The sequence below is a fragment of the Paenibacillus sp. FSL R7-0210 genome (assembly GCF_038009085.1).
Taxonomy (GTDB): domain Bacteria; phylum Bacillota; class Bacilli; order Paenibacillales; family Paenibacillaceae; genus Paenibacillus_AQ; species Paenibacillus_AQ silagei.
On record NZ_JBBPAR010000002.1, the window covers coordinates 61,605 to 83,468 of the forward strand.

At 49.9% G+C, this 21,864-nt stretch carries 20 protein-coding genes; 14 read left to right on the forward strand and 6 right to left on the reverse strand.

The genetic code is table 11. The features are described from left to right. The first annotated feature begins 175 nt into the window (after positions 1-175). The 8 genes from MKY64_RS33095 (at position 176) to MKY64_RS33130 (ending at position 9,995) form a co-directional block, all read left to right on the forward strand. A complete protein-coding gene (locus MKY64_RS33095) occupies positions 176-1,999 on the forward strand; it encodes a sensor histidine kinase (protein WP_340958316.1) in 1,824 nt (607 codons plus the stop codon). A 3-nt stretch (positions 2,000-2,002) separates the two neighbouring features. Then, positions 2,003-3,550 carry a response regulator gene (locus MKY64_RS33100; protein ID WP_340958317.1) on the forward strand — a complete coding sequence of 516 codons (1,548 nt, stop codon included), beginning with the start codon at positions 2,003-2,005 and terminating at the stop codon, positions 3,548-3,550. A 112-nt stretch (positions 3,551-3,662) separates the two neighbouring features. Next, entirely contained in the window at positions 3,663-5,363 is a 1,701-nt protein-coding gene (locus MKY64_RS33105) for a sugar ABC transporter substrate-binding protein (protein WP_340958319.1), read from the forward strand. Between the two features lie 90 nt (positions 5,364-5,453). After that, entirely contained in the window at positions 5,454-6,428 is a 975-nt protein-coding gene (locus MKY64_RS33110; protein WP_036731106.1) for an ABC transporter permease, read from the forward strand. After that, entirely contained in the window at positions 6,428-7,390 is a 963-nt protein-coding gene (locus MKY64_RS33115; RefSeq protein WP_036731108.1) for a carbohydrate ABC transporter permease, read from the forward strand. The genes MKY64_RS33110 and MKY64_RS33115 overlap by 1 nt, the downstream gene beginning before the upstream one ends. A 305-nt stretch (positions 7,391-7,695) precedes the next feature. Continuing rightward, positions 7,696-8,457 carry a methionine ABC transporter ATP-binding protein gene (locus tag MKY64_RS33120; protein WP_081751369.1) on the forward strand — a complete coding sequence of 254 codons (762 nt, stop codon included), beginning with the start codon at positions 7,696-7,698 and terminating at the stop codon, positions 8,455-8,457. Continuing rightward, positions 8,450-9,112, forward strand: coding sequence for a methionine ABC transporter permease (locus tag MKY64_RS33125; protein ID WP_036731110.1), 663 nt, complete (start codon positions 8,450-8,452; stop codon positions 9,110-9,112). The genes MKY64_RS33120 and MKY64_RS33125 overlap by 8 nt, the downstream gene beginning before the upstream one ends. A gap of 34 nt (positions 9,113-9,146) precedes the next feature. Next, positions 9,147-9,995, forward strand: coding sequence for a MetQ/NlpA family ABC transporter substrate-binding protein (locus MKY64_RS33130; protein WP_051478475.1), 849 nt, complete (start codon positions 9,147-9,149; stop codon positions 9,993-9,995). A 124-nt stretch (positions 9,996-10,119) separates the two neighbouring features. Here the strand turns inward: MKY64_RS33130 and MKY64_RS33135 are convergent, their stop codons facing one another. Genes MKY64_RS33135 through MKY64_RS33160 form a run of 6 tightly spaced genes read right to left on the reverse strand, consistent with a single transcriptional unit; the run spans position 10,120 to position 15,483 of the window. Next, entirely contained in the window at positions 10,120-11,046 is a 927-nt protein-coding gene (locus MKY64_RS33135; protein ID WP_340958320.1) for a metallophosphoesterase family protein, read from the reverse strand. A gap of 41 nt (positions 11,047-11,087) precedes the next feature. Further along, positions 11,088-11,429: a DMT family transporter gene (locus MKY64_RS33140; RefSeq protein WP_340958322.1), complete on the reverse strand. Its 342-nt coding sequence runs from the start codon at positions 11,427-11,429 to the stop codon at positions 11,088-11,090. Then, positions 11,426-12,232: an HAD family hydrolase gene (locus MKY64_RS33145; RefSeq protein WP_340958324.1), complete on the reverse strand. Its 807-nt coding sequence runs from the start codon at positions 12,230-12,232 to the stop codon at positions 11,426-11,428. Before MKY64_RS33145 ends, MKY64_RS33140 begins: the two co-directional genes overlap by 4 nt. Before the next feature lie 40 nt (positions 12,233-12,272). Then, positions 12,273-13,688 (reverse strand): ABC transporter substrate-binding protein, encoded by a 1,416-nt coding sequence (locus MKY64_RS33150; RefSeq protein WP_340958327.1) that lies wholly within the window; start codon positions 13,686-13,688, stop codon positions 12,273-12,275. Positions 13,689-13,722: 34 nt separating this feature from the next. Then, positions 13,723-14,565: a carbohydrate ABC transporter permease gene (locus MKY64_RS33155; RefSeq protein WP_340958328.1), complete on the reverse strand. Its 843-nt coding sequence runs from the start codon at positions 14,563-14,565 to the stop codon at positions 13,723-13,725. Positions 14,566-14,601: 36 nt separating this feature from the next. Next, entirely contained in the window at positions 14,602-15,483 is an 882-nt protein-coding gene (locus MKY64_RS33160; protein ID WP_076081990.1) for a carbohydrate ABC transporter permease, read from the reverse strand. A gap of 223 nt (positions 15,484-15,706) precedes the next feature. Here MKY64_RS33160 and MKY64_RS33165 point away from each other — a divergent pair, with 223 nt between their 5' ends. From MKY64_RS33165 to MKY64_RS33190, 6 genes are all read left to right on the forward strand, one after another. Continuing rightward, entirely contained in the window at positions 15,707-16,285 is a 579-nt protein-coding gene (locus MKY64_RS33165) for a GbsR/MarR family transcriptional regulator (protein WP_340958330.1), read from the forward strand. 3 nt (positions 16,286-16,288) lie between these two features. Then, a complete protein-coding gene (locus MKY64_RS33170) occupies positions 16,289-16,963 on the forward strand; it encodes a response regulator transcription factor (protein WP_036731187.1) in 675 nt (224 codons plus the stop codon). A 38-nt stretch (positions 16,964-17,001) separates the two neighbouring features. Further along, positions 17,002-18,138 carry a HAMP domain-containing sensor histidine kinase gene (locus tag MKY64_RS33175; RefSeq protein ID WP_340958333.1) on the forward strand — a complete coding sequence of 379 codons (1,137 nt, stop codon included), beginning with the start codon at positions 17,002-17,004 and terminating at the stop codon, positions 18,136-18,138. A gap of 89 nt (positions 18,139-18,227) precedes the next feature. Beyond that, positions 18,228-18,902 (forward strand): ABC transporter ATP-binding protein, encoded by a 675-nt coding sequence (locus MKY64_RS33180; protein WP_036731124.1) that lies wholly within the window; start codon positions 18,228-18,230, stop codon positions 18,900-18,902. Beyond that, on the forward strand, positions 18,899-21,328 hold the full coding sequence (locus MKY64_RS33185; RefSeq protein ID WP_340958335.1) for an ABC transporter permease: 2,430 nt from the start codon (positions 18,899-18,901) through the stop codon (positions 21,326-21,328). Before MKY64_RS33180 ends, MKY64_RS33185 begins: the two co-directional genes overlap by 4 nt. 48 nt (positions 21,329-21,376) lie before the next feature. Next, entirely contained in the window at positions 21,377-21,832 is a 456-nt protein-coding gene (locus tag MKY64_RS33190) for a hypothetical protein (RefSeq protein ID WP_340958337.1), read from the forward strand. The last annotated feature ends 32 nt before the right edge of the window (positions 21,833-21,864 follow it).

The following is a 21,864-nucleotide window of genomic DNA, read 5'->3' on the forward strand; positions in this document are numbered from 1 at the left end:
CCCGAAAACTAAAGTAACCCCACAAAGTGGGGCTTTGGCTTCGAAGGTTACTCAGGTACTATGCGGGGACCCCGAAAACTAAAGTAACCCCACAAAGTGGGGCGTTGGCTTCGAAGGTTACTCAGGTACTTTACGGGGACCCCGAAATCTTAAGAAAGCCGGGTGTGTGTGAGGGATGGCGACAAAACGGTTTAAATTCGGCACCATCGTCAATGATATTCCGCTAAGCTACAAGTTCTATCTCATCTACATTGTGGGTGTGCTCCTGCCGATCATGGTGCTGAATCTGGTATTCCTGGAGCGGATTACAGATCTCATCAAATCGCGGGAGCAGCAGAATCTGGAGATTTCCATGGAGCGGGCGCGGAAGGACATTCATGATTTTATTGAAGGGGGAGTCTCTGTCGGCTACACGCTGGCTGCGGATAAGAATCTGTACGAGATGCTGGACCGGACCTATACGGACTCTATCGAATTCTACAGTATGTTCAACGAACAATTGAGAGACCGGATGAACAGCTATATGCCTGTCAATAACCAGCTGGAACGAATCAGTATATTCACGAACAACCAGACGGTTGTATCCGGGGGGAATTATCAGGTAATGAACGATAAAGTATGGTTCAGTGACTGGTACCGGCAGGCCAAGAAGGCCACTACCCAGGTCTATGTTGCTGCTTACCGGATCATGGAGAACAAGAATCTGGCTTCATCCACCCCGACGCTCAGCATTATTGAGACCATGGACAATTACCGTAATCTGAACAACTATGAGAAGGTGCTGCGGATCGATCTGGACCTTAGTGAGATCTATGACATTATCGTCCGGGAACGGGATTACCTGAGCCTCTTTCTGATCAATGGGGAGAACAAGATCGTGATGTCAGCGGACAGCGGCTATCAGCATATTACGGATGATCCCTATCCGGTATTCGATCAGTGGGGGGACAGCCAGGACGAGAGCGAGGGGGTGCGGGTAATGGCTGTAGGGACGGCGAATTATCTCAAAGGCTGGCGGATTGTCGGAATTACGCAAGGGGAGCGGATCTCCCAGGCGGTTCTCGACATCCGGCTGTACGCAGCGGGCCTAGCCACCACGCTTACTCTTTTGACCAGCATATTCATATATATCATGCTGCGCTCCTACAACTACCGGGTGAAACGCCTGTCCCGGCATATGCAGAAGGTGACGAACGAGAAGTTCGAGCTGATCGCCATCGATGAGGGCCGGGATGAGATTGGCGGGCTAATCCACAATTTTAACCGGATGACCTCCAGAATCCACTCCCTGATCAACGATGTGTACAAGCTGGAGATCCAGAGCAAGAACCTGGAGATGGAGCGCGTCAGGGCGGAGCTGAATTTCCTGCAGAGCCAGATGAACCCCCACTTCCTGTTCAACACGCTGAATGCGATACTGGTGGTCTGCACCAAGAACAAATATAACGATGTCACCGATATTATAAAAAGCTTGTCGAAGCTGCTGCGCAGACTATTGAGCTGGAAGGAGGATCTGGTGCCGGTGCGCGAGGAGATCGCATTTATCGACATGTATCTGAGGATTGAGAAATTCAGGTTCAGGGATAAATTCGATTATACCTTTGAGATCGATGAGCAGTCCCTGGATTATAAAATACCGAAGCTGAGTATGCAGCCACTGGTCGAGAATTCCTGCAAGCATGGCCTGCAGACGATTGAGGGGCTGGGCGTAATCAAAGTGGCTGCGTTCGTGCTGGATAACAGGCTGCAGATTACAGTATCCGACAATGGTAAGGGCATGGAGCCGGAGAAGCTGAAGGAGCTGATGTTCGCGGTCCGCAAGGAGGATTACTCGGGCACCCACATCGGGATTCGCAATGTATACCGCAGACTGGAGCTGAATTACGCAGATCAGGTGCGCTTCGAGATATCCAGTACGCCGGATCAGGGAACCGTAGTGACCTTTGGCATTCCCCTGAAGCTGCTTGAGAAGAATTATTCCCTGGAAAGAGAGGTATAGACGATGAAATACAAAGTTCTATTAATTGATGACGAGCCTAGCGCTCTGGAAGGTATGGAGATGTGGATCGATTGGCAGGAGCTGGGCTTCGAGCTGTGCGGAACCTGCGGCAACGGCCGGGAGGGGCTGCAGATGATGAAGCAGCTTCAGCCGGATCTGGTCATTACCGACATCCATATGCCGCTGATGAATGGTCTGGAGATGATCGGGGAGTGGCGGCAGGAGGGGACGGATTCGACGAAGTTCGTCATTCTGAGCGGCTACAGTGAGTTTGAATATGCCCGTAAGGCAATCAGCTACGGAATCAATCATTATCTGCTGAAGCCGGTTTTCCCGGAGGAGGCTACCGAGGAGCTGCGGGAGATCCGCCTGGAGTTGGAGCAGGAGGCGAACCGCAGAAGAATCCATGAGACCGCTTCCGGGGAAGAGGCGGCAACCTTAATCAAGGGGCTGTTATATGGCAAAAAGGGAGAACCCGAGCTTATGGGATGGCTGGAGACTCTGCCCGGCTTCAAGGAAAGCACTTCCTGGAACATCTGCCTGATCCGGACGGTCCCGGAGCTGTACACAGAGGTACGGAGCCGCACAGTCTCCCTGCTGGCCGGATATCAGGCAGTGGTGACGATCGATCTGGAAGCAGGATTGCTCGGGATCGTGTACGGGATGACGGAAGGCAGCGGGGACGCTGCCGGAATAGCTGAAGTGCTGGTTACCCTGCTGCGCGAGTACGGGGGAGAGAATATCCACATCGCTCTGGGAACCCCCGAAGACTCCTTAGTGTCCATAGAGGGGAGTTATGGCCGGGCCAAAGAGACTCTTTTACATTTCTTTTACGAGCCGGAGCAGGCAGGGGTGCTGGCTTACAGCGCGGTGCAGGACCAGCCCTTCAGTTATCACTATGACCATATCGGGCTGATGGATGCTCTGCTGGACTGCGTGAATCTCCTGGACGCGGATGGCTACCGCGAGGCACTGGAGGCAGCGGCCCGCAGCTTCCGGGAACAGCAGGTGGCGCCGGAGGTGGTGCGCAAATTCGTAATCCACCTCATGTACCGGATATTCGCACTCGCACCCGGGGCAGAAGCCGCAGGCGAGGAGGGCGGAGTGGCCTCGGGTGTTGAGGTATCAGAGATTCAGCAGGCGATGACCCCGCTGAGCGGGCTGCTCAGCCGCTTATTGTCCTACGGCGGGAAGGCCATAGATCTGCTGGTGCAAGAGCAGAATTATAAGTCGCATGGGATTGTCCGGGAGATCAACCAGTACATCGGGGAGCATTATCAGGAGAGCCTGAGCATTCAGAAGCTGGCCGAGATCTTCTTCCTGCATCCGGTATACCTGGGGCAATTATTGATTAAGAAGAACGGGATGACCTTCAATGAGCAGCTGCATCATCTGCGGATTCAGGCTGCGGCTGAGCTCCTGCGCGGGAGCAGGCTGAAGCTCTCAGAGATTGCCGAACGTGTCGGTTATGCCAATTACGGACAGTTTCTGAAGCGGTTCGAGAAGGAGCTGCACATGGGCCCGAATGAGTACCGGCATGCCAAGTTCTAAAATTTTCGGGGGTACACCTTTAGTTCGGTCGTATTTTAGCGGATAGTTCACCTCTATAATTTACTTGTGTAAGTGCTTACAAATTAAAGACAATACACTATGGAGGTGCTTTATGGGGGGCAAGTCGAAAGTGACGTTTAAGTATTCCCTGGTTGCTCTATTAACCCTAAGCTTCGCACTGTCAGGCTGCGGCGGGGGCAACGACAAGAATGCTGCTACAACTGACAAAGCAAAGGCGACAACAACAGCGGATTCTGCTTCAGCTAACACGGGAGGAAAGGTTGAACCGTTCAAGGTTAGCGCATTTATCGGGGTAGCCGGGCAACAGCCGACACCGGACAACAAGATCTACAAGAAGATCAAAGAGGAGACCGGTGCCAGCTTCGATATGGAATTCCTGGCAGGCGATATTAACCAGAAGCTGGGCGTTATGATTGCAGGCCAGGATTATCCGGACCTTATGACCGGGAGCACCAAGCTTACAGCAGCAGGGGCTTATATCCCGCTTGAAGACCTGATCGAAGAGCATGCGCCGAATTTGAAAGCGCATTATGCAGAATATTGGAACATGATGAAGGACCCGAATGACGGACATATTTATATTTTGCCTAACTACGGTGTATATAACGGTAAGGTCAACAGCTCATGGTATTCAGGACCGGCCTTCTGGATTCAAAAAGCAGTGCTTAAGGAATTCAATTATCCGAAGGTTAAGACACTGGATCAGTACTTTGACCTGATTGAGCAATATAAAGCAAAGTATCCCAAAATCGACGGAAGCCCGACCATCGGGTTCGAAATTCTGAACTATGACTGGAAAAACTGGGGTTTGTTCAACGCACCTCAACATCTGATCGGACATCCGAATGATGGCGGCGTAGTCGTGAAGGACGGCGTGGCCGAGGTATTTGCCAATAAGGATTATGCCAAGAAGTACTATCAGAAGCTGAACGAGATGAACGAGAAGGGCATTATCGACAAAGAAACCTTTGTGCAGAACTACGACCAGTATATGGCAAAGCTATCCAGCGGAACCGTTCTGGGGATGTTCGACCAGCACTGGAACTTCAACGCTGCTGAGGATTCACTGACGACCCAGAATAAAATTGAACGCACTTATGTAGGTCTTCCGCTGGTATACGATGAGTCGACCAAAGACCACTACCGCGATCTTGCGGTGCTCAATCTTAACAATGGCTTCGGCATCAGCATTAATGCCAAAGATCCGGTGAAGATTATCAAGCTGCTCGACACCCTGATGGATGAGAAGTGGCAGAAGCTGTTCTCCTGGGGTGTAGAAGGCGAGGATTATATTGTTGAGAACGGCAGATTCATGAGAACCCAGAAGCAGCGTGATGATGCAGCCGATGCAACCTGGCAGCTGGCCAACAAGGCCAAATCATTGTTCGAATATCTGCCTAAGACCGAAGGAAGCTACAGCGACGGCAACTCCACGGATGCCGCTGCACAGCCGGAAGAATACAAAGCAGGCCTGAAGCCGTACGATAAGGAAGTTCTGGATGCCTATGGCTTCAATTCCTACGTGGACTTCTTCAGCGATCCGCCGCCAAACCCTGTGTATTATCCTGCCTGGTCCATCGACCTGATTGAAGGCTCGGATGCCAAAATCGCCAGTACCAAGCTAAATGAGCTGCAGACCAAGTTCCTGCCGAAAGCCATTCTTGCCAAGCCGGCCGAATTCGATTCCGTATGGACCGATTATACGGAACAGATCGAGAAAGCCAATGTGAAGGCTTACGAAGACAAGATCAATGAGCAAATTAAGTGGAGAATTGAGAACTGGAGTAAATAATGTAAGGTCTGGTACCGGGTTTTAGAAGGTGGAAGGCCGTCAACCGGCCTTCCACCTTACATTAATTTGATGGAGTAGGAGACAACGAATATGGATGAGACCTTAGAAATAGATACTGGCGTCCGGCGTCCGAAGAAGAACAAGAGGAAAAAGCAGCCGATTACCTGGCGCGTAATTAAGAATCAACAACAGCTGATCTGGATGTCTGTGCCTTTAATGCTCTACATTATCCTTTTTGCCTACGTTCCTGTGTGGGGCTGGACCATGGCCTTCCAGAACTACAGACCGGCCAAGTCCTTCGGTGAGCAGGAATGGGTGGGACTGAAGCAGTTCAAGTTTTTGTTCACCGATGATAACTTCATTCGTGTCCTGCGCAATACGCTGGCTATGGGGGTTATCAATCTGATCCTCGGCTTCGTTACAGCCATCGTGCTGGCGCTGCTGCTTAACGAGATTAAGAAAGTATTCTGGAAAAGAACCGTGCAGACAATCTCCTATCTGCCCCATTTCCTGTCATGGATTATCGTTACCGGTATTGTGGCCACCTCGCTGTCCATCAATGACGGGATTGTAAATATCGTTCTGATGAAGCTGCATCTGATTAAAGAGCCGATTCTGTGGCTCAGTGAAGGCAAATATTTCTGGGGAATCGTAGGGGCTTCACATGTGTGGAAGGAAGTAGGCTGGAATACGATTATTTATCTGGCAGCCATCGCTTCCATTGACCCTGCCCTGTATGAGGCTGCCGAGATTGACGGAGCGAACCGTTACAAGAAAATGATGCACGTAACCCTGCCTGGCATCAAGGCAACCATTGTTATTCTGATGATTATGTCCATAGGACATGTGCTGGAAGCAGGCTTTGAAGTGCAGTACCTGCTCGGCAACGGACTGGTAGTAGACTGGGCCGAAACGATAGATATTTTCGTGCTTAAATATGGACTTGCACAAGGGAATTATTCACTCGCAACCGCTGGCGGGATTTTCAAAACGGTGGTCAGCGTGACATTGCTGCTTATGGCTAACGGGATTTCCAAGCGGCTTGGGGAAGAGAGGTTGTTATAATGGCGGATAACCGGCAGATTAGCCCTGGGCATAAAGCAGGCTTTACGGCGAAAAGAAACCTAGGCACCGGCAGACTTGAACCGTTTTTGTTCACTTCCTTCAATACGGTCTTCATGGTCTGTCTGGTGGTTGTGACTTTATATCCATTCATCAATACCATTGCTGTTTCATTTAATGAAGGAAATGATACGATCCGCGGCGGCATTTACTTATGGCCACGACAGTGGACCTTTCAGAATTACAAGGCGATTTTTGCTACCGGAACGATCTTTGATGCTTTCCTGATCTCAGTGGCACGTACAGTGGTTTCTACATTGCTTAATATTTTTCTGACCACCATGCTGGCGTATACCTTAAGCCGCAGGGAGTATGTCTTCCGTAAGTTTATTACTGTAATCTTCGTGCTGACGATGTATTTCAGCGCAGGTCTGATCCCGAACTACTTCCTGATTAAGGACCTGGGCCTGCTGAACAGCTTCTGGGTTTATGTTATTCCATCGATGATCAGCGCGTTCAACATGATCGTCATCCGCACTTACATCGGTACGATACCGGAGAGTCTGATGGAATCGGCCAGAATCGACGGCGCCGGGGATTTCAAAATCTTCATGCGGGTCGTTTTCCCGCTCTGTAAGCCGGTGCTGGCGACGATTGCGCTGTTCGTGGCGGTCGGAGCCTGGAATGCCTGGTTCGATGCTTTCATCTACACCTCCTCCAAGCAGCATCTGAGTACACTGCAGTATGAGCTGATGAAGCTGCTGTCTTCAACGATGAACTCTAACGGGAACCCTACCGTAACCAACGGGGTGGGGATGGATCAGAATTCAGCACGGGCGATGGTCACGCCGATTTCGATCCGGGCAGCTATCACAGTGGTCGCCTCCGTACCTATACTGCTGGTGTATCCGTTCATGCAGAAGTATTTCGTAGTGGGTCTTAATGTCGGCAGTGTGAAAGAATAAGCGTTCAGAGCGAATAGACTGATGTATGCAAAATAGCAAAACGGGTGCAGTCCTACCAGGGACTGCACCCGTTTTTGTGCTACTATCCTGCTTCCCTTGAATAATCCCATAGAGCGGCGAGCATCCTTATAATGCTCTGCTCTTCCAAGGGCTTAGCAATCATTTTGAAAAAAATGATGACACAGCGGAAGAAATGCCTTATTATTTAAAGAGATTTTTAATGAAACAGATTTTAAATAATTATAGTACAATAAGTCCTGAGGTTCAGAGAGTACGTTCAGGCAGTCTGTAAGGGAGGGCTTCATATTCTTTCGCTGAGTCAGGTTAGCAAGAGCTTCACTCTGAAGGACGGCCCTTATACGGCTGTCGATCAGGTATCACTTGAAGTACAGGCGGGTGCCATTCACGGTATTATTGGCGCCAGCGGGGCGGGGAAGTCCACGCTCCTGCGGCTGATCAATCTGCTGGAGCGGCCCGATGCAGGAACGGTTACGGTTGACGGGCAGCGGCTTACGGAGCTGCCGGACAAGGAGCTGCGCCGGCAGCGGCAGAGAATCGGTATGATCTTTCAGCATTTTAACCTGATCGGCAATGCCACTGTCAGCCGGAATGTGGCGATCTCTCTAGAGCTTGCCGGAGTGCCGCGTGCAGGGCGGATGAAGCGGGTGGAGGAATGTCTGCAATTCGTAGGCCTTGCAGACAAAGCCGGGCAATATCCGGCCCAGCTCAGCGGCGGACAGCGCCAGCGGGTAGCGATTGCCCGCGCGCTGGCGAACAATCCGAAGCTGCTGCTGTGCGATGAGCCGACATCTGCGCTTGATCCGGGCACCACTGCGGATATTCTGGAGGTGCTGCGCCATATCAATGCTTCCCTGGGCGTAACCATCGTGATCGTTACCCATGAGCTGGACGTTGTGCGGAGCATCTGTTCCGAGGTATCCGTCATGGAGGGCGGACGGATCGTAGATTCCTTCTCCCGCGGCGAGGGCGGCTTCCTCCCGCCGGGAACGCATTCAGGCTCCTTCCGGGAGAGAATCACCGGCAGAACGGGGGCATCCCATGTTTGAGAGTATGCTGAAATACCAGGATCAGATGTGGCAGTCTATCGGCGAGACCTTTGTTATGGTCGGCATTGCCATAGGCGCTGCGCTGCTGGTGGGGCTTCCGCTGGGGACACTGCTGTATTTTTGCCGCAAAGGCCAGTTGTATGAGAATAGAGGGCTGTCCCTGGTGCTGAACAGCATCGTCAATGTCATCCGTTCGTTTCCGTTCCTGCTGCTGGTGGTGGCGCTGATTCCGTTCACGCGGCTGGTCGTAGGTACGTCGATTGGCACACTGGCGGCCACGGTGCCGCTGTCGATCGTTGCCATTGCTTATTACTCACGGCTGGTAGAGCAATCACTGCTGGAGGTTCCGCGGGGAACGATTGAAGCGGCATTGTCGATGGGAGCATCCAAGCTGGGAATCATCTTCAAATTTCTGTATGTAGAGGCCCGTTCAGGGCTTGTGCTGGGACTCACGGCGTCTACGATCAGCTTCATTTCTTTTTCAACCGTAATGGGGGTTGTCGGCGGCGGCGGGGTGGGTGATTTCGCCATCCGTTACGGGTATCAGCGCTTCGAGACTGAGGTGATGATCTACGCCATTCTCGTGATGATTGTGCTGGTGCAGCTCATCCAGTTCACGGGAAGCACGATAGCCAGACTGCTGGACAAACGCTAGAATACTATACAATAATGGGGGCTTGAGAGATATCATGAAGAGAACAGGAAGAAGAATAACCACCACGTTTGCACTGGTACTGCTTGTATTGACGCTTGCACTTGCAGGCTGCGGCAACAGCAAAGAAGCGGAAGAGACACCGGCGGCAACCAGCACCGGGCCTGTGAAGATCAAAGTAGCCTCGCTGATTCCGCCAATGACAGATATCCTCGACATCGTGAAGCCGATTCTGAAGGAAGAAGGCGTGGATATGGAGGTTGTCGTGCTGTCCGATAATGTGCAGCCGAACGAAGCACTGGCGAATAAAGAGGTGGATGCGAACTTCTTCCAGCATGTCCCGTACATGGAACAGTTCAATGCCAGCAAAGGGGCAAAGCTGGTGCCGGTTCAGCCTGTATATGATGCCATCTACGGCGGGTACTCCAAACGCTTCAAGAATATTGCTGATCTGCCCGAGGGAGCAACGCTCGTGATGGCGAATGATCCTTCCAATATTGGACGCTCCCTGCAAATGTTCGCAGATGCCGGGTTGATCACGCTGAAGGATGGGGTAGGAATTCAGGCTACCCAAGCTGACATTACTGCCAATCCGAAGAACTATAAGTTCGAGGAGGTCGATCTGCTGATGCTGGCCCGGATGCTGGATGATGCGGATCTGGTAGCGATGACGCCAGCCTACGCGAGCCCGCTGGGTCTGACTCCGAAGAAGGATGCGCTGATCACCGAGCGTGAAGATTCCGCCTTCACCATCACCCTCGTTGCCCGTGAGGACAACAAGGATTCCGAAGCCATCCAGAAGCTGGCGAAGGCGATCAGCGGCCCGGAAGTGAAGAAGTTCCTGGAGGATAATTACGCGGACATCGCGCTGCCTGCTTTTAAATAGAAGATAAACGGATTGACTCCTATACCGAAGTAAACGAAAGACGGCCTTCTCTTGGGAGAGAGGGCCGTCTTTTGTTGCGCAGGAAGCACATTGCTCCTGCTTGATACATCAATGATTCCCTAATTTACCGTAGAGCGATAACGGGATACGCCACCTCATATTGCGCCGCTTCAATCCAGGTTCCGGTAGTGAAATCCCGTCCCCGCACAAGCACTTTATCAGCATAGACTTCTATATAATAGCCCTGGCTGCCGCTCTTGTGTTCATCTGCATCCGTCCAGAGGTAGGCCACCGAAGCAGCATTGAACATTGTAGCCGTCTGCCCGTTGCCGGGAAACATCGTGTTGCTGACCTCCAGCTCCCAGTGGGTATGTCCGGTGAACAGCAAGGTCTGCGGATGCCGCGACAGAATAGTGCGCAGCTCCTGATCCTGTGTTACCCCGTACCATTCCTGAGATTCCAGTGAACCGGCTACCGTATCCTTCAGCGGCTGGTGCAGGAAGAGGAAGACGGGCTGATCCGGCAGGTGAGTCTGTTCCAGGTCCTTCTGCAGTTGCCCGTTAGACTTCGCTTTGTCCGGTGCGTGTTCACCAAGCTTGCGGTCCAGCCACTGCAGCTGTTCAGCGGATAGACTGCAGAACGTAGGCAGCCCTTCCTCTGTGCCGAGAAAGATGAAATGATACCCTGAGATCCAGTGGTCATGATAGGGGCCCGGCATCCCCATACGGGAAGTATACATCGCAAGGCGGGATTCCCAATGCCCGAGGCCGACATCATGGTTGCCCAAGGTGTAATGAAGCTGCGGCAAGGACGCCTGATGCAGCTCAAGAATACGCTGGACCTCCTCGTACTCCTCCGGGAAGCCATTGTCTGTTATATCTCCAATGTGCATGATTCCGCTGCTGCCTTGAGTATGTCCCGCTATATCCTCAAGCGCCCGTCCGAAGTTCTGATTGTACTCATGCTCGGGATCGGCCGTGACATGGGTGTCGGTAATAATCTGGAACGTCAACAGCGGTTCAGTAACGTCGGGTGTGGCAAATGTATTCATAGGCAAGCGAAGCCTCCTTGAAATATTTTATATTCGTTAGGCTAATGCCCCTTGGTACTAATGTTCAAACCAATAATTCCGGCTACAATCACAGTCACCCATAGGAGGGAGGGGCCCGTCAGCCGCTCTTCGAACAACAATGCCCCTGCCAGAGAAATCAGGAGGATACCCGCCCCGGACCATACGGCATAAGCGACTCCAACCTTAATGGAGGTGAGGGCGACACTCAGTGAGGTGAAGCTGACTCCGTAGAATACGAACATCAGCACAGAGGGCCAGGGCCGGGTGAGGCCATGCGACAGCTTCATGGAGACCGTTCCGGATAGCTCGAAGACAATAGCTAAGGCAAGAAATACCCAGGCCATGGCCCCTTCGGCCTTCATCGTACCATCCTTCGTACGCCAAGCTCCGCATAAGAGGACACGATACAATCTGCATCCGGCAAAAGAGTCCCGGCAGCCCGCGTGTCTGCCGCCAGCCCGGCGGTAATTCCGCCAGCAATCCCAATGGCTGCCGCAGCGCCCGCTGCCTTCGCCATCCGCATATCTCCGTTCGTATCGCCGATCACGGCGGCTTGAGCCGGAGATACCCCCAGCCGCCCGCAGGCAAGCAGCGCCATGTCGGGGAAGGGCTTGCCCCGCTCCACCTGATCTGTGCCGATCACGGCGGTGAAATACTGGTGGATGCCCAGCCAGCGCAGATGACTCTCGGCTGCCGCCGTTTCGTCGGCAGTCACTACGGCCATAGGCATACCCTGGGCTGCGCACGCGTCCAGAAAGGGCACCAGCCCGGGAAGCGGACGGACCGGACGGCTCTGCTCCAGCATCGCATCCGCTGCATTCCGGCAGGAGTCCACCAGTTCTACCGCTTCGGCCCAGGATAGGCCGAGAGAATAACCCTGCCAGGACGCAATGGCGTACAGATCGCTCATCGTGCCCATGGCGAGCGGACCGTTGCGGTCGTAATCGGTGATCTTCCCTGCGGCATCATGAACCGTTCCCAGCAGGGAGGCCCGGTGCTGCTCAGGGAAGCTTAGTCCGCGCTGCTCAAGCTTCCAGGTGAACTGGTCCAGGAAGCACTCACCCCAGCTTCCCCAGAGGGATACGAACTGTAGTAAGGTTCCATCCTTGTCGAACAGGATGGCCGATATGGGATAGTTTCCTTGCGGAGTGTTAAGCTCAATCACGCAGCGTCCCCCTTCATTTATAGAAATTTGTTCAGCCGTTCTATTTCAGTTTATCCAGTGCCGCCTGAGCCGTCTGCTGCGCTTCCTTCAGCGCCTCGGCTGCAGGGATATTCTCAATCTGCACCTTATCCGCAGCGATGGTCAAGGCATCATTAATTTTGCCGCCTGTCGGGTCCTGGAACGGAGGGGAAGCATGAGCCGCCTGCTGTAGCGGGATTTTGATCTGCGGATTGCTCTCACTGAAGGCGACGAATGCCGGATCTTCCAGCGCAGACTGGCGGACGCTAATATAGCCGGTGTTGATGGACCAGAACGCGGTATTCTCGGAGCTTGTGAAGTAGGTTAGCCATTTCATCGCTGCCTGCTTCTCGGCGTCTCCGGCTTTGGCAGGAATACCGGCCATACTCGCCCCCGCGACAGGTTTGCCTTCGCCGGCTCCAGCCCAGCCCGGTTGCTCCATAGCGGAGACGACGCTGAAATCGAGGTCGCCCTGGTCGCCGCTGGAGCCGGTGTATCCGGCCGCCTGGCCTTTCATCACATCGTCAATCGTCTTGTACCAGTACTCCCAGCCTTGCCCGCCCGAATGAATGCGCATCGTCTTGTCCTCATGAATTGCTTTGCGGAAGAACTCCCAGGCGTCGATCCACTCCGGGGAATCAATCGTGACCTTGGTGCCGTCCTCACTAAGAATACTGCCTCCTTTGCTGAGAGCGGCATCAATCATATTGCCGGAGCCCCACATCGGTTCCCAGCCGTAGAAGGTGGTTTTGCCGCCTGCAGAGACAGTCATCTTTTTTGCGGCCGCAGCGAGGTCTTCCCAGGTCTTAATCTGGCTGGCGTCTATGCCGCTCTTCGCAAAAGCATCCTTACGGTAGTACATCACCTGGGTCGATCCATACATCGGGAGGAAATACTGCTTGCCGTCAACCTGGCCCTGGTTCAGGAAGGTCTGGACGAAATCCTCTTTATTGAAGTCCGGCTGCCCGGCAATCAGCTCATCCATCGCGGCGTAATAACCCTTGCGCGCCCAATCGATATTGGAGGAGAGGACCGCCGCCGGGACCTGCCCGGCAGCAATCGCTGCCTGAAGCTTCTGTTCGGTCTCTGTATAATCCCCCTGCACGATTCCCTTGACGATGACCTCCTGCTGGGAGGCGTTGAATTTCTGAATGAGCGATTCCATATTTTCACCCAGCTTGCCGCCGAGCCCATACCAGAATTCAATCGTGACCGGTGCGCCTCCAGCCGGAGCGGCATTGGCAGCAGGGACTGCGGCAGCTGCTCCGTCCGCTGTGACTGCATTGTTGGGAGCGGCATTTCCGCCGCAAGCGGTGAGCACGGAGAGTCCGGCGATCAGGGATACTGCAGACAACCTTTTGAAAATAGAAGAATTTCTCGCTGGAACGGTACGGTCCTTTAAAAGGACGGCGAAGCTGTTTCCACTTGATACGTTCATCATCATTCTCCTCTTGGGTATTGAAGTTTAGGGTTTAGCCTTTGCTTGAGCCTGCGGTCATGTTGACACTTTGCATTATCGTTTTCTGCGCCAGCAGGAAGACTAGCAGCAGCGGAGCAATCGTGAAGGCACTGGCGGCCATGATGAGCGGCCATTTCAGTCCGTAAGCACCTCCTTCCACGAAGAAGCTGCGCAGACCGGCCGAGACCAGCTGCAGGCTGGGGTCCTTCGTAATGAGCATCGGCCAGAAGTAATTGTTGTACTGGTCAATGAAGGTAATCAGCGCCAGTACGGCGAATGAGGATCTTGTGACCGGCACAAGGATCGTCCATAGAATCCGCATATGCGAGGCACCGTCCACTTCACCGGCCTCCACCAGCTCATGCGAGACTTGAAGGAAGGCCTGCCTGATCAGAAAGATCGAGAAGATACTCACACAGTTGGAGAGAATCAGGCCCGCATAGGAGTTCAGCAAGTGTAACTCGGAGAGGACCAGGTATCCGGGCAGGTAGACTGCCGTTGCAGGAACCATATAACCGAACAGAATCACTCCGGCAAAAACGCCCTTCAGGCGGAATTTCATATGCGTCAGCGCATAAGCCATCATCCCGGAATTGATTGTCTGCAGGAGGACAATGGAGACAGCGACGAAGATACTGTTACCCATATATCTGGCAAACGGCGCCTCGTTCCAGGCAGCGGCGAAGTTGCCCCACAGCGGCACCTCAGGCCAGAGTGTGGGCGGGGAGCGCCAGATCTCATCATTGGTCTTGAGGGCACTCGTAACCATCCAATAGAACGGGAAGGCCATCAGAAGAGCAAGCGCGGCGAAAAAAATCTGGCGGACCAGCCTGCTGATAGTTGTGAATATAGGCAAGCGGTGAGACCTCCTTAAGGGCTGATAGTAAAGCTTCTATTGATAATGAGTGGTCCGCTTGCTGATTCCGAAAGAGAGGACCGACAGCAGCATGCAGATCAAGACCAGAACGACAGCTACGGAAGAAGCCTCTCCGATCTGGAACGATTCGAAGGCGGACTGATAATACAGATAGAGCAGAGTGCGGGTGGAGCCGGACGGGCCGCCCTGGGTCAGGACATTAATCTGGTCATAGGCCTGAAGTGCCGAGACTAACTGCACCACGAATAAGAAAAGAGTAGTCGGCGAGATCAGCGGCCATGTAATCCGCAGGAACTTCTGCACCGGACTTGCCCCGTCCAGCTCCCCGGCTTCCAGCAGGTCGGAAGGTACATTGCGCAGCGCCACCAGATAGAAGATCATTGCCCAGCCGACCGACTTCCAGATCGTGACCAGCAGGACGCCGGTTAATGCCCATTTGGGGTCCTGCAGCCAGCCGATGGAATCCAGGCCGAAGAAGTTCAGCACCGCATTGGCAAGCCCGGCTTCAGGCTGATAAATCCAGGACCAGACGATAGACACAGCGACGGTCGGCGTCACCCAAGGCGAGAACAGCAGGATCTGATAGAGGGCTGAGCCCTTCAGCTTTCTGTTCATGAGGAGGGCCAGACCCAGTCCCAGCAGGATCACCGGCAGCACACTGCCGAGACAGAAGAGAACGGTCACCCTTAGCGCTTTGTAAAAAGCGGGGTTGCTGAGCAGATCGGTATAATTCTGCCAGCCGACAAAGGTTTTCTCCGGGCTCATGAAATCCCATTCCGTGAAGCTGAGATACAGCACATACAGCAGCGGCGCGAGCCAGAATACGGCGAAAGGAATCATGGCCGGCAGAGTGAACAGCACGGGCTTCAAGCCGCTGAATAATTTTGAACGTGTCATTTTCGTCCATATTCTCCATTTCATTCATATTGGTTGATGCGGTATAATGCAGAGGACAGCTCCTCTGTTCAAAAAAAATTGTACACTCATGAGGCAGGCTTGTGGTCAAGCGGGGGTAAAACCCGGTCGGATTTTGTGTAAAATTTGTAGGATGATTGCGGTAAAGCTGCGGTATTGTGTAAGGTAGAGAGAACGATTCTATGTGAAAATGAGGTGCCACCTGATGAAGCAGGCCGCATTCGGCGAGGAACATCCGCACCGTTCGCCCCGGGAGCAGCTGCTCGGCCCGGTGATCGATGCCATAGCCCAGACCATGGATTTATATGGAGCGAATTATTCCTTCGGCCAGCTGTACGGAGTGATGTTCTTCGAGGACAAGCCGATGACGCTGGAGGAAATGAAGCAGGTCATGAATATGAGTAAAAGCAATATGAGCTACGGAGTCCGCTCCCTGATCGCCTCCCGGATGGTCACGAAGCTTCCGGAGAAGCGTGAGCGGAAGGAACTGTACGCAGCGGAGACAGACTTCTTCGAGGCCTTCCGGAACTTCTTCACCCTGAAGCTTCAGCGGGAGATCGATGTGATGCAGGAAGCCATGGGAGCCGGGGTCCCGGGCCTCCAGGCACTGGCCTATGCACCAGACACACCCGAAGAGGAGCGGCAGGCCTGCCTCAGAGATTTGGAGAAGCTGGAGCACGCGGCCGAGTACTATGCCTGGCTGCAGCGGTTCGTGTCGGGGCTTGCGGAAGGAGCGATATTCGGCGGGGAACGGGGAAGTACCGGCGAGGAAGGCGGAGTATGAGCTATGAATAATCAAATTCTTATTGTTGATGATGAGGCGGATATAGTTAATCTGCTGAAAGATTATTTTGAGATAAATGGTTATAAGGTCTTAACCGCGCGGAGCGGCGGGGAGGCATTACGCAAAGTAGTGTATAATCCAGACATTATTATACTGGATATTAATATGCCGGAGATTGATGGTCTTGAGGTGTGCACTCGTATACGGGATTTCGTATCCTGCCCTATTATATTCCTGACTGCGCAAGTGGAAGAGTCAGATAAAATTAATGGCTTTCGAGTGGGTGGGGATGATTATATTGTGAAGCCGTTCAGCATTGATGAGCTTGGAGCCAGGGTGGAGGCACATCTGCGCCGTGAACGAAGACAATCTGTTAAGACACAAACCAGATTTTCAGATGATTTAGTGATCGACTACTCCGCCAGAGGGGTGTATTACAAAGGACGCGCACTTTCTTTTGCCAAGAAAGAATTTGGTATTATTGAGTTGTTGTCCATGAACAGCGGTCAAGTCTTTGATAAAGAACATATCTATGAAAAAGTCTGGGGCCTGGATCATGAAGGGGATAGCATCGTTGTTGCAGAGCATATCAGAAGAATTCGGTCTAAATTTAATGAGGTTAGTGATCACATATACATTTCAACAGTATGGGGTGTGGGCTATAAATGGGTAGGGTAATAAAAGGTTGGCGTAACTTATCCATTAGGGTGACATTTATGATCTATATGCTTGTATTTGTACTTATTGCCGGACTCCTTAGTGTGATTACTATTACTGGGGCAGGCCAGATACGTAATAATATGTTTCTGAAGTATAACGACTCTTACACCTCAGCGGACATTGAGAACCCAGCCATTATCTATAACATGAAGGATTTTAATACAGATTATTCTTATACAGATGAACAGATTATTAAGTTATGCAGTTTTCTGGACTCCTGGTCCATTTTGATATTTTTTGGGCTAGCTACCCTGGCGGCTTCTTTGTTGTTTTACCACCATAAGCTCAAACAACCGATTGGGATTTTGCGCGAAGCTTCTGCTAAAATATCCAATAATGACTTGGATTTTCATATTCTGCAATATAGCGAAGATGAAATGGGGCAGTTGTGCAGGTCTTTTGAGAGCATGAGAGCTGCTTTGGAGGATAACAACCGTCAGATGTGGCGTTCTATAGAGGACAGAAAACAGTTAAATGCCGCTTTTTCACATGATTTGCGGACACCACTGACCGTATTGCGCGGATACACTGACTTTTTAAATAGATATCTTCCAGAAGGTAAAATAAGCAAGGAGAAGCTGCTGGATACGATAACAACTATGAGTATACATATATTACGGCTGGAGAATTATGTGCAAATTATGGGCGAGGCCCAAAAACTCGAAGATATCTCGGTAGCATGGACCCAAGTAGAGGTTTCCGTTTTTTTGAAACAACTAAGCAGTTTGGCTGAATTTCTGGCACGGGAACATTCATTGGAATTATCATTTGAAAATCAAATCGCTGAACAATCGTTGAACATTGATACAGGAATGGTTACCAGGATATACGAAAACTTAATTGCCAATTCCCTTCGTTATGCGAGTCTGACGATTTCTGTACGATTTGAAATGGATGAGGGGTTCTTTTCAATTACAGTCAGTGATGATGGCAAAGGGTTCTCAAGTCAGGATCTGAAGCTTGCTACCACGCCATTTTATACAAGCAAGGCGGAAGCTGAGGAGAGCCATTATGGCATGGGGTTGAATATTTGCAAGGTACTGGCTGAGAAGCAAGGGGGCAGTATTCAGCTAACGAACAATAAGTCAGGTGGCGCCTGTGTGAAAGTTTCGATTTTGCTGCACCAAAGTTGATAAATAATAGATAACTATTGGATATCCTTTCCTAGAGAACCACTTAGGGGAGGATATTTTTGTATCCACGTATAAAGGGAGGCGCCGATATGATTCTGGAAGGAAAGAAATTATGTAAATATTATGGAAGTGGAGAAGGTCAAGTGAAGGCAATCCACAATGTTGATTTCTCAGTGGCGAAAGGTGAGTTTATCTCTATTGTTGGACAGTCTGGTGCAGGCAAAAGTACATTAATGCACATCATTGGGGGGTTGGATGCTCCTACAAGCGGTGAGGTCATCATAAATGGGACTTCCATTTATACATTGCCAATGAGTCAACTAGCAGTGTTTCGCCGCCGCCAAATCGGATTTGTGTTTCAGGCTTTTAATTTGGTACCCTCACTTAATGTGTGGGAGAACATCATTTTACCCATTGGGCTGGATGGGAAGAAAGCAGATGTTAGCTATATTGAAGATATTTTAAATACTTTGGGGATCTATGAAAAGCGGGCCAGTCTGCCCACAGTATTGTCTGGCGGCCAGCAGCAAAGGGTGGCAATTGCCCGTGCATTGGCAGCTAGACCGGCTATTGTGCTCGCAGATGAACCCACAGGAAATCTCGATAGCCGTTCTAGCAACAACGTTTTGGATTTGCTGCGTTTATCCGTAGAGAAATATAACCAGACTTTGATTGTTGTAACGCATAATGACGAAGTGGCTAAGCTTGCAGGTCGGACTGTTCGAGTGGTGGACGGTTCCATAGCAGTAGAGGTAGAAGGATGAAAAATACGATTACTGTCCACAATGTATCCCTGAAAAATCTACGTCATCACAAAAGCCGGACCTTATTGACTGTAGGTACAGTTGCTTTAGCCGTAGCCTTAATTTTTGTGGTGCTGACTTATTTTTACTCTGACGACCAGAGGAGCAAGCGTGAAGCGATTAATGAGCTAGGTGCCTATCATGTGCAGTATGAGCATTTGTTGCCGGAGCAGCAACAAGCTCTTGAGAATAATCCGAAGATAAAAAAGCACTATGTTTCCTATATCAGTAAAAATGTTAAGTCGGACACGTTTGAAAAATTGAATATTAATATGGCTATAAGTTATATAGAGGGAATTAATGAAGGACTGATTCAATTAATGCAAGGGAGGGCTCCGGTCACTGACGACGAAATTGTATTGGATAAATGGGTAATTGAGGAACTTGGCTTTTCTCCTAACATAGGAGTAGTAATTCCATTGAATTTGCAAGTTATGAATGCAGGGGAAACAGAACATATAACAAAAAAATTTAAGCTAGTTGGCATTATTGATGATATCGCCGTACGTAAAACGGTTAGAGCTGGTCTAATGTTTATTTCTCAAAACCTTTCCAGGCAATATAGTCCTAACCCGGATGTTGTTCTATTTGCTCTTTTGAATTCAGACTTTAATGCTTCATCTACGGCTCACAAAATTGGTGAGGGCTCTCAGCTAAAAGATGATCAAATACAAATAAATGAACGTTACAATGGCGCATATGAGCAGAATCCGTTATCTATTCTGAAAGTAACCATTGTTGTGTTTGTAATTATAATTAGTGCAGCCATGGTTATTTATAACATATTCAATATATATATATCAGAACAGATCCGTTTATTTGGGATGATGAAAGCAATAGGAATGACTCCTAATCAACTGCGAAAGATGATTCTTACGGAAGGACTTATGATTTCGCTGGTTGGGAGTTTTATGGGGCTTTTGCTGGGGGTAGGGGGAAGTGCAGCATTTATTCCCTTCTTAGGAAATATGGCTAGTGGTAGCTCCGAATTATATGTTCAACTGTCTCCTAACATTGCTTGTATTGCTTTAATTACAGGTCTGATTCTCGTTGTATTTTCTGTTTATATTCCTGCTAAAAAAGTAGGAAAAATTACGGAGATTGCAGCTATTCGTTATAATCCCGCTGAAGACTTGGGAAAGAGAAGTCATAAGACCAAAAAAAAATTCAAAAACTCAATTAGCGGTTTTGCTCTGGTATTGGCACAAATGATCCGATACCGTAAACGCACTTGGGTTACCATAACATCGATTACCCTGACAGGACTTATTTTTGTGGTCACTTGGAGTATTCTTAGTAGTATTAATATTAATAATATGGCTGGAAGTATGGTGCCTGGTGATTATAAATTAAGTACTGCTGCTTACCGTGGAACTGATGTAAACCTAGATCTGTTAAATAACAAAGTTATAAACCAAGTAGATGCTATTACTGGTGTCAAGACAGTATTAACAGAAATGTATGATGTCTTGATCTATAACAAACAAGATGCAAACCTTCATCTCAAGGACATGGCGAGTATGAAAAACCCGGAAATTCGAACGGATATTTATGCTTACGATGATGCCTTAATGAAAAATACACTCAAGATGCTCGGGAAAGATGATTCTATGCTTACAGAACTGAGAAATGGTGATAATCTCATTGCGGTCGCGGAAGATGGAAGGTACAAAGTGGGTGATAAAATACGATTGGCAAAGTATGGAGAAGGAAAGAAAGAACATGTATTCACTATTGTCGGTGTATTGCCCAATTATGTTACGTATAAAGGTAGTACTTCAGAGGGTGGAGCTCTTATTGCGCATCAGAACCTGTTTAAGCGATTGGACTTAGATCAACGTATTAAGCAGATTAGTGTTTTAGTCGATCAAGGCCAACAAGGGAAGGTAGAGCAAACCCTCAAAGGGATTGCAAATGCCGATCGAAGAATAACATTCACTTCTTTTCAAGAAATATATCAAGAGTTCAATGGGATGAAGAAAGTGCTTCAGTTGGCGGCTAATGGTCTTATTTCAGCATTGATGATTATTAGCATATTTAATTTAATAAATTCCAATTTAACGAGTATGAATTCTAGAAAGCGGGAAATTAGCTTAATTGAAGCTATCGGATTGTCACGGAGTCAGCTGATTTTACAATTAGGCAGCGAAGGCTTAATGGTTATTCTAATTAGTCTGTTATTCACTTTTTCACTGGGTATACCAGTAGGATATTATAGTGTTGAAATTTTCAAGCAATCCGCCGCCTATGTCCAATATCAACTGCCAATGACAGCCATGCTAACCCTATTATTCGCCTATTTCACAGTTCAAATAGGGACTACCTTCTACATGCAGTGGCGCTTAAGCAAGGAGAGCTTGATGGAACGAATCCGGTTTAGTGAATGAGCGAGGGACAGCAAATAGTTTAATATAATCTTGGAGGGGGAAATAATAGTGTTTCAACCTAAAGTGAATTCTACACAACCCGTTTACAGTATATTAGTTGTGGTAATGGTTATTGCATTATCGTTAACAGCATGCGGAAGTAAAAAGGGGGATGGGATTTCTCCTGAGTATCATGGCGTAAAATACACAGGTCAAGGAGATGTGGAAACAAAAGTTAATGTAGTTATTTATAATGAAGATGATATTTTGTTTCTTCAGACCGTTAAGATTATTGATGATAACCCCACAGTCTGGAAAGCACTTCAGGCCATTTCAGACAATGCTGAACAGGGGATGCTAATCGAAAAAAATCAGAATGGACAAATAATTAAGGTAGGTGATATAAAAAATGATAAAGAGAAGCACTGGAAACTTTTTGTTAATAATACTATTGAAGAGGGAGATATTGAGAAAGTAGGGCTTGACGAGAACCAGCCGCTAACATTGAGATACTCTAACGATTAGTCAATGTACGGGGAGGGATCATGCTATAATAT

Excerpts from the sequence above, each read along its gene's own strand:
- MKY64_RS33095 (WP_340958316.1), top strand. The coding sequence starts at position 176 with ATGGCGACAAAACGGTTTAAATTCGGCACCATCGTCAATGATATTCCG.
- MKY64_RS33100 (WP_340958317.1), top strand. The coding sequence starts at position 2,003 with ATGAAATACAAAGTTCTATTAATTGATGACGAGCCTAGCGCTCTGGAA.
- MKY64_RS33105 (WP_340958319.1), top strand. The coding sequence starts at position 3,663 with ATGGGGGGCAAGTCGAAAGTGACGTTTAAGTATTCCCTGGTTGCTCTA.
- MKY64_RS33110 (WP_036731106.1), top strand. The coding sequence starts at position 5,454 with ATGGATGAGACCTTAGAAATAGATACTGGCGTCCGGCGTCCGAAGAAG.
- MKY64_RS33115 (WP_036731108.1), top strand. The coding sequence starts at position 6,428 with ATGGCGGATAACCGGCAGATTAGCCCTGGGCATAAAGCAGGCTTTACG.
- MKY64_RS33125 (WP_036731110.1), top strand. The coding sequence starts at position 8,450 with ATGTTTGAGAGTATGCTGAAATACCAGGATCAGATGTGGCAGTCTATC.
- MKY64_RS33130 (WP_051478475.1), top strand. The coding sequence starts at position 9,147 with ATGAAGAGAACAGGAAGAAGAATAACCACCACGTTTGCACTGGTACTG.
- MKY64_RS33135 (WP_340958320.1), bottom strand. The coding sequence starts at position 11,046 with ATGAATACATTTGCCACACCCGACGTTACTGAACCGCTGTTGACGTTC.
- MKY64_RS33140 (WP_340958322.1), bottom strand. The coding sequence starts at position 11,429 with ATGAAGGCCGAAGGGGCCATGGCCTGGGTATTTCTTGCCTTAGCTATT.
- MKY64_RS33150 (WP_340958327.1), bottom strand. The coding sequence starts at position 13,688 with ATGAACGTATCAAGTGGAAACAGCTTCGCCGTCCTTTTAAAGGACCGT.
- MKY64_RS33160 (WP_076081990.1), bottom strand. The coding sequence starts at position 15,483 with ATGACACGTTCAAAATTATTCAGCGGCTTGAAGCCCGTGCTGTTCACT.
- MKY64_RS33165 (WP_340958330.1), top strand. The coding sequence starts at position 15,707 with ATGAAGCAGGCCGCATTCGGCGAGGAACATCCGCACCGTTCGCCCCGG.
- MKY64_RS33170 (WP_036731187.1), top strand. The coding sequence starts at position 16,289 with ATGAATAATCAAATTCTTATTGTTGATGATGAGGCGGATATAGTTAAT.
- MKY64_RS33175 (WP_340958333.1), top strand. The coding sequence starts at position 17,002 with ATGATCTATATGCTTGTATTTGTACTTATTGCCGGACTCCTTAGTGTG.
- MKY64_RS33180 (WP_036731124.1), top strand. The coding sequence starts at position 18,228 with ATGATTCTGGAAGGAAAGAAATTATGTAAATATTATGGAAGTGGAGAA.
- MKY64_RS33185 (WP_340958335.1), top strand. The coding sequence starts at position 18,899 with ATGAAAAATACGATTACTGTCCACAATGTATCCCTGAAAAATCTACGT.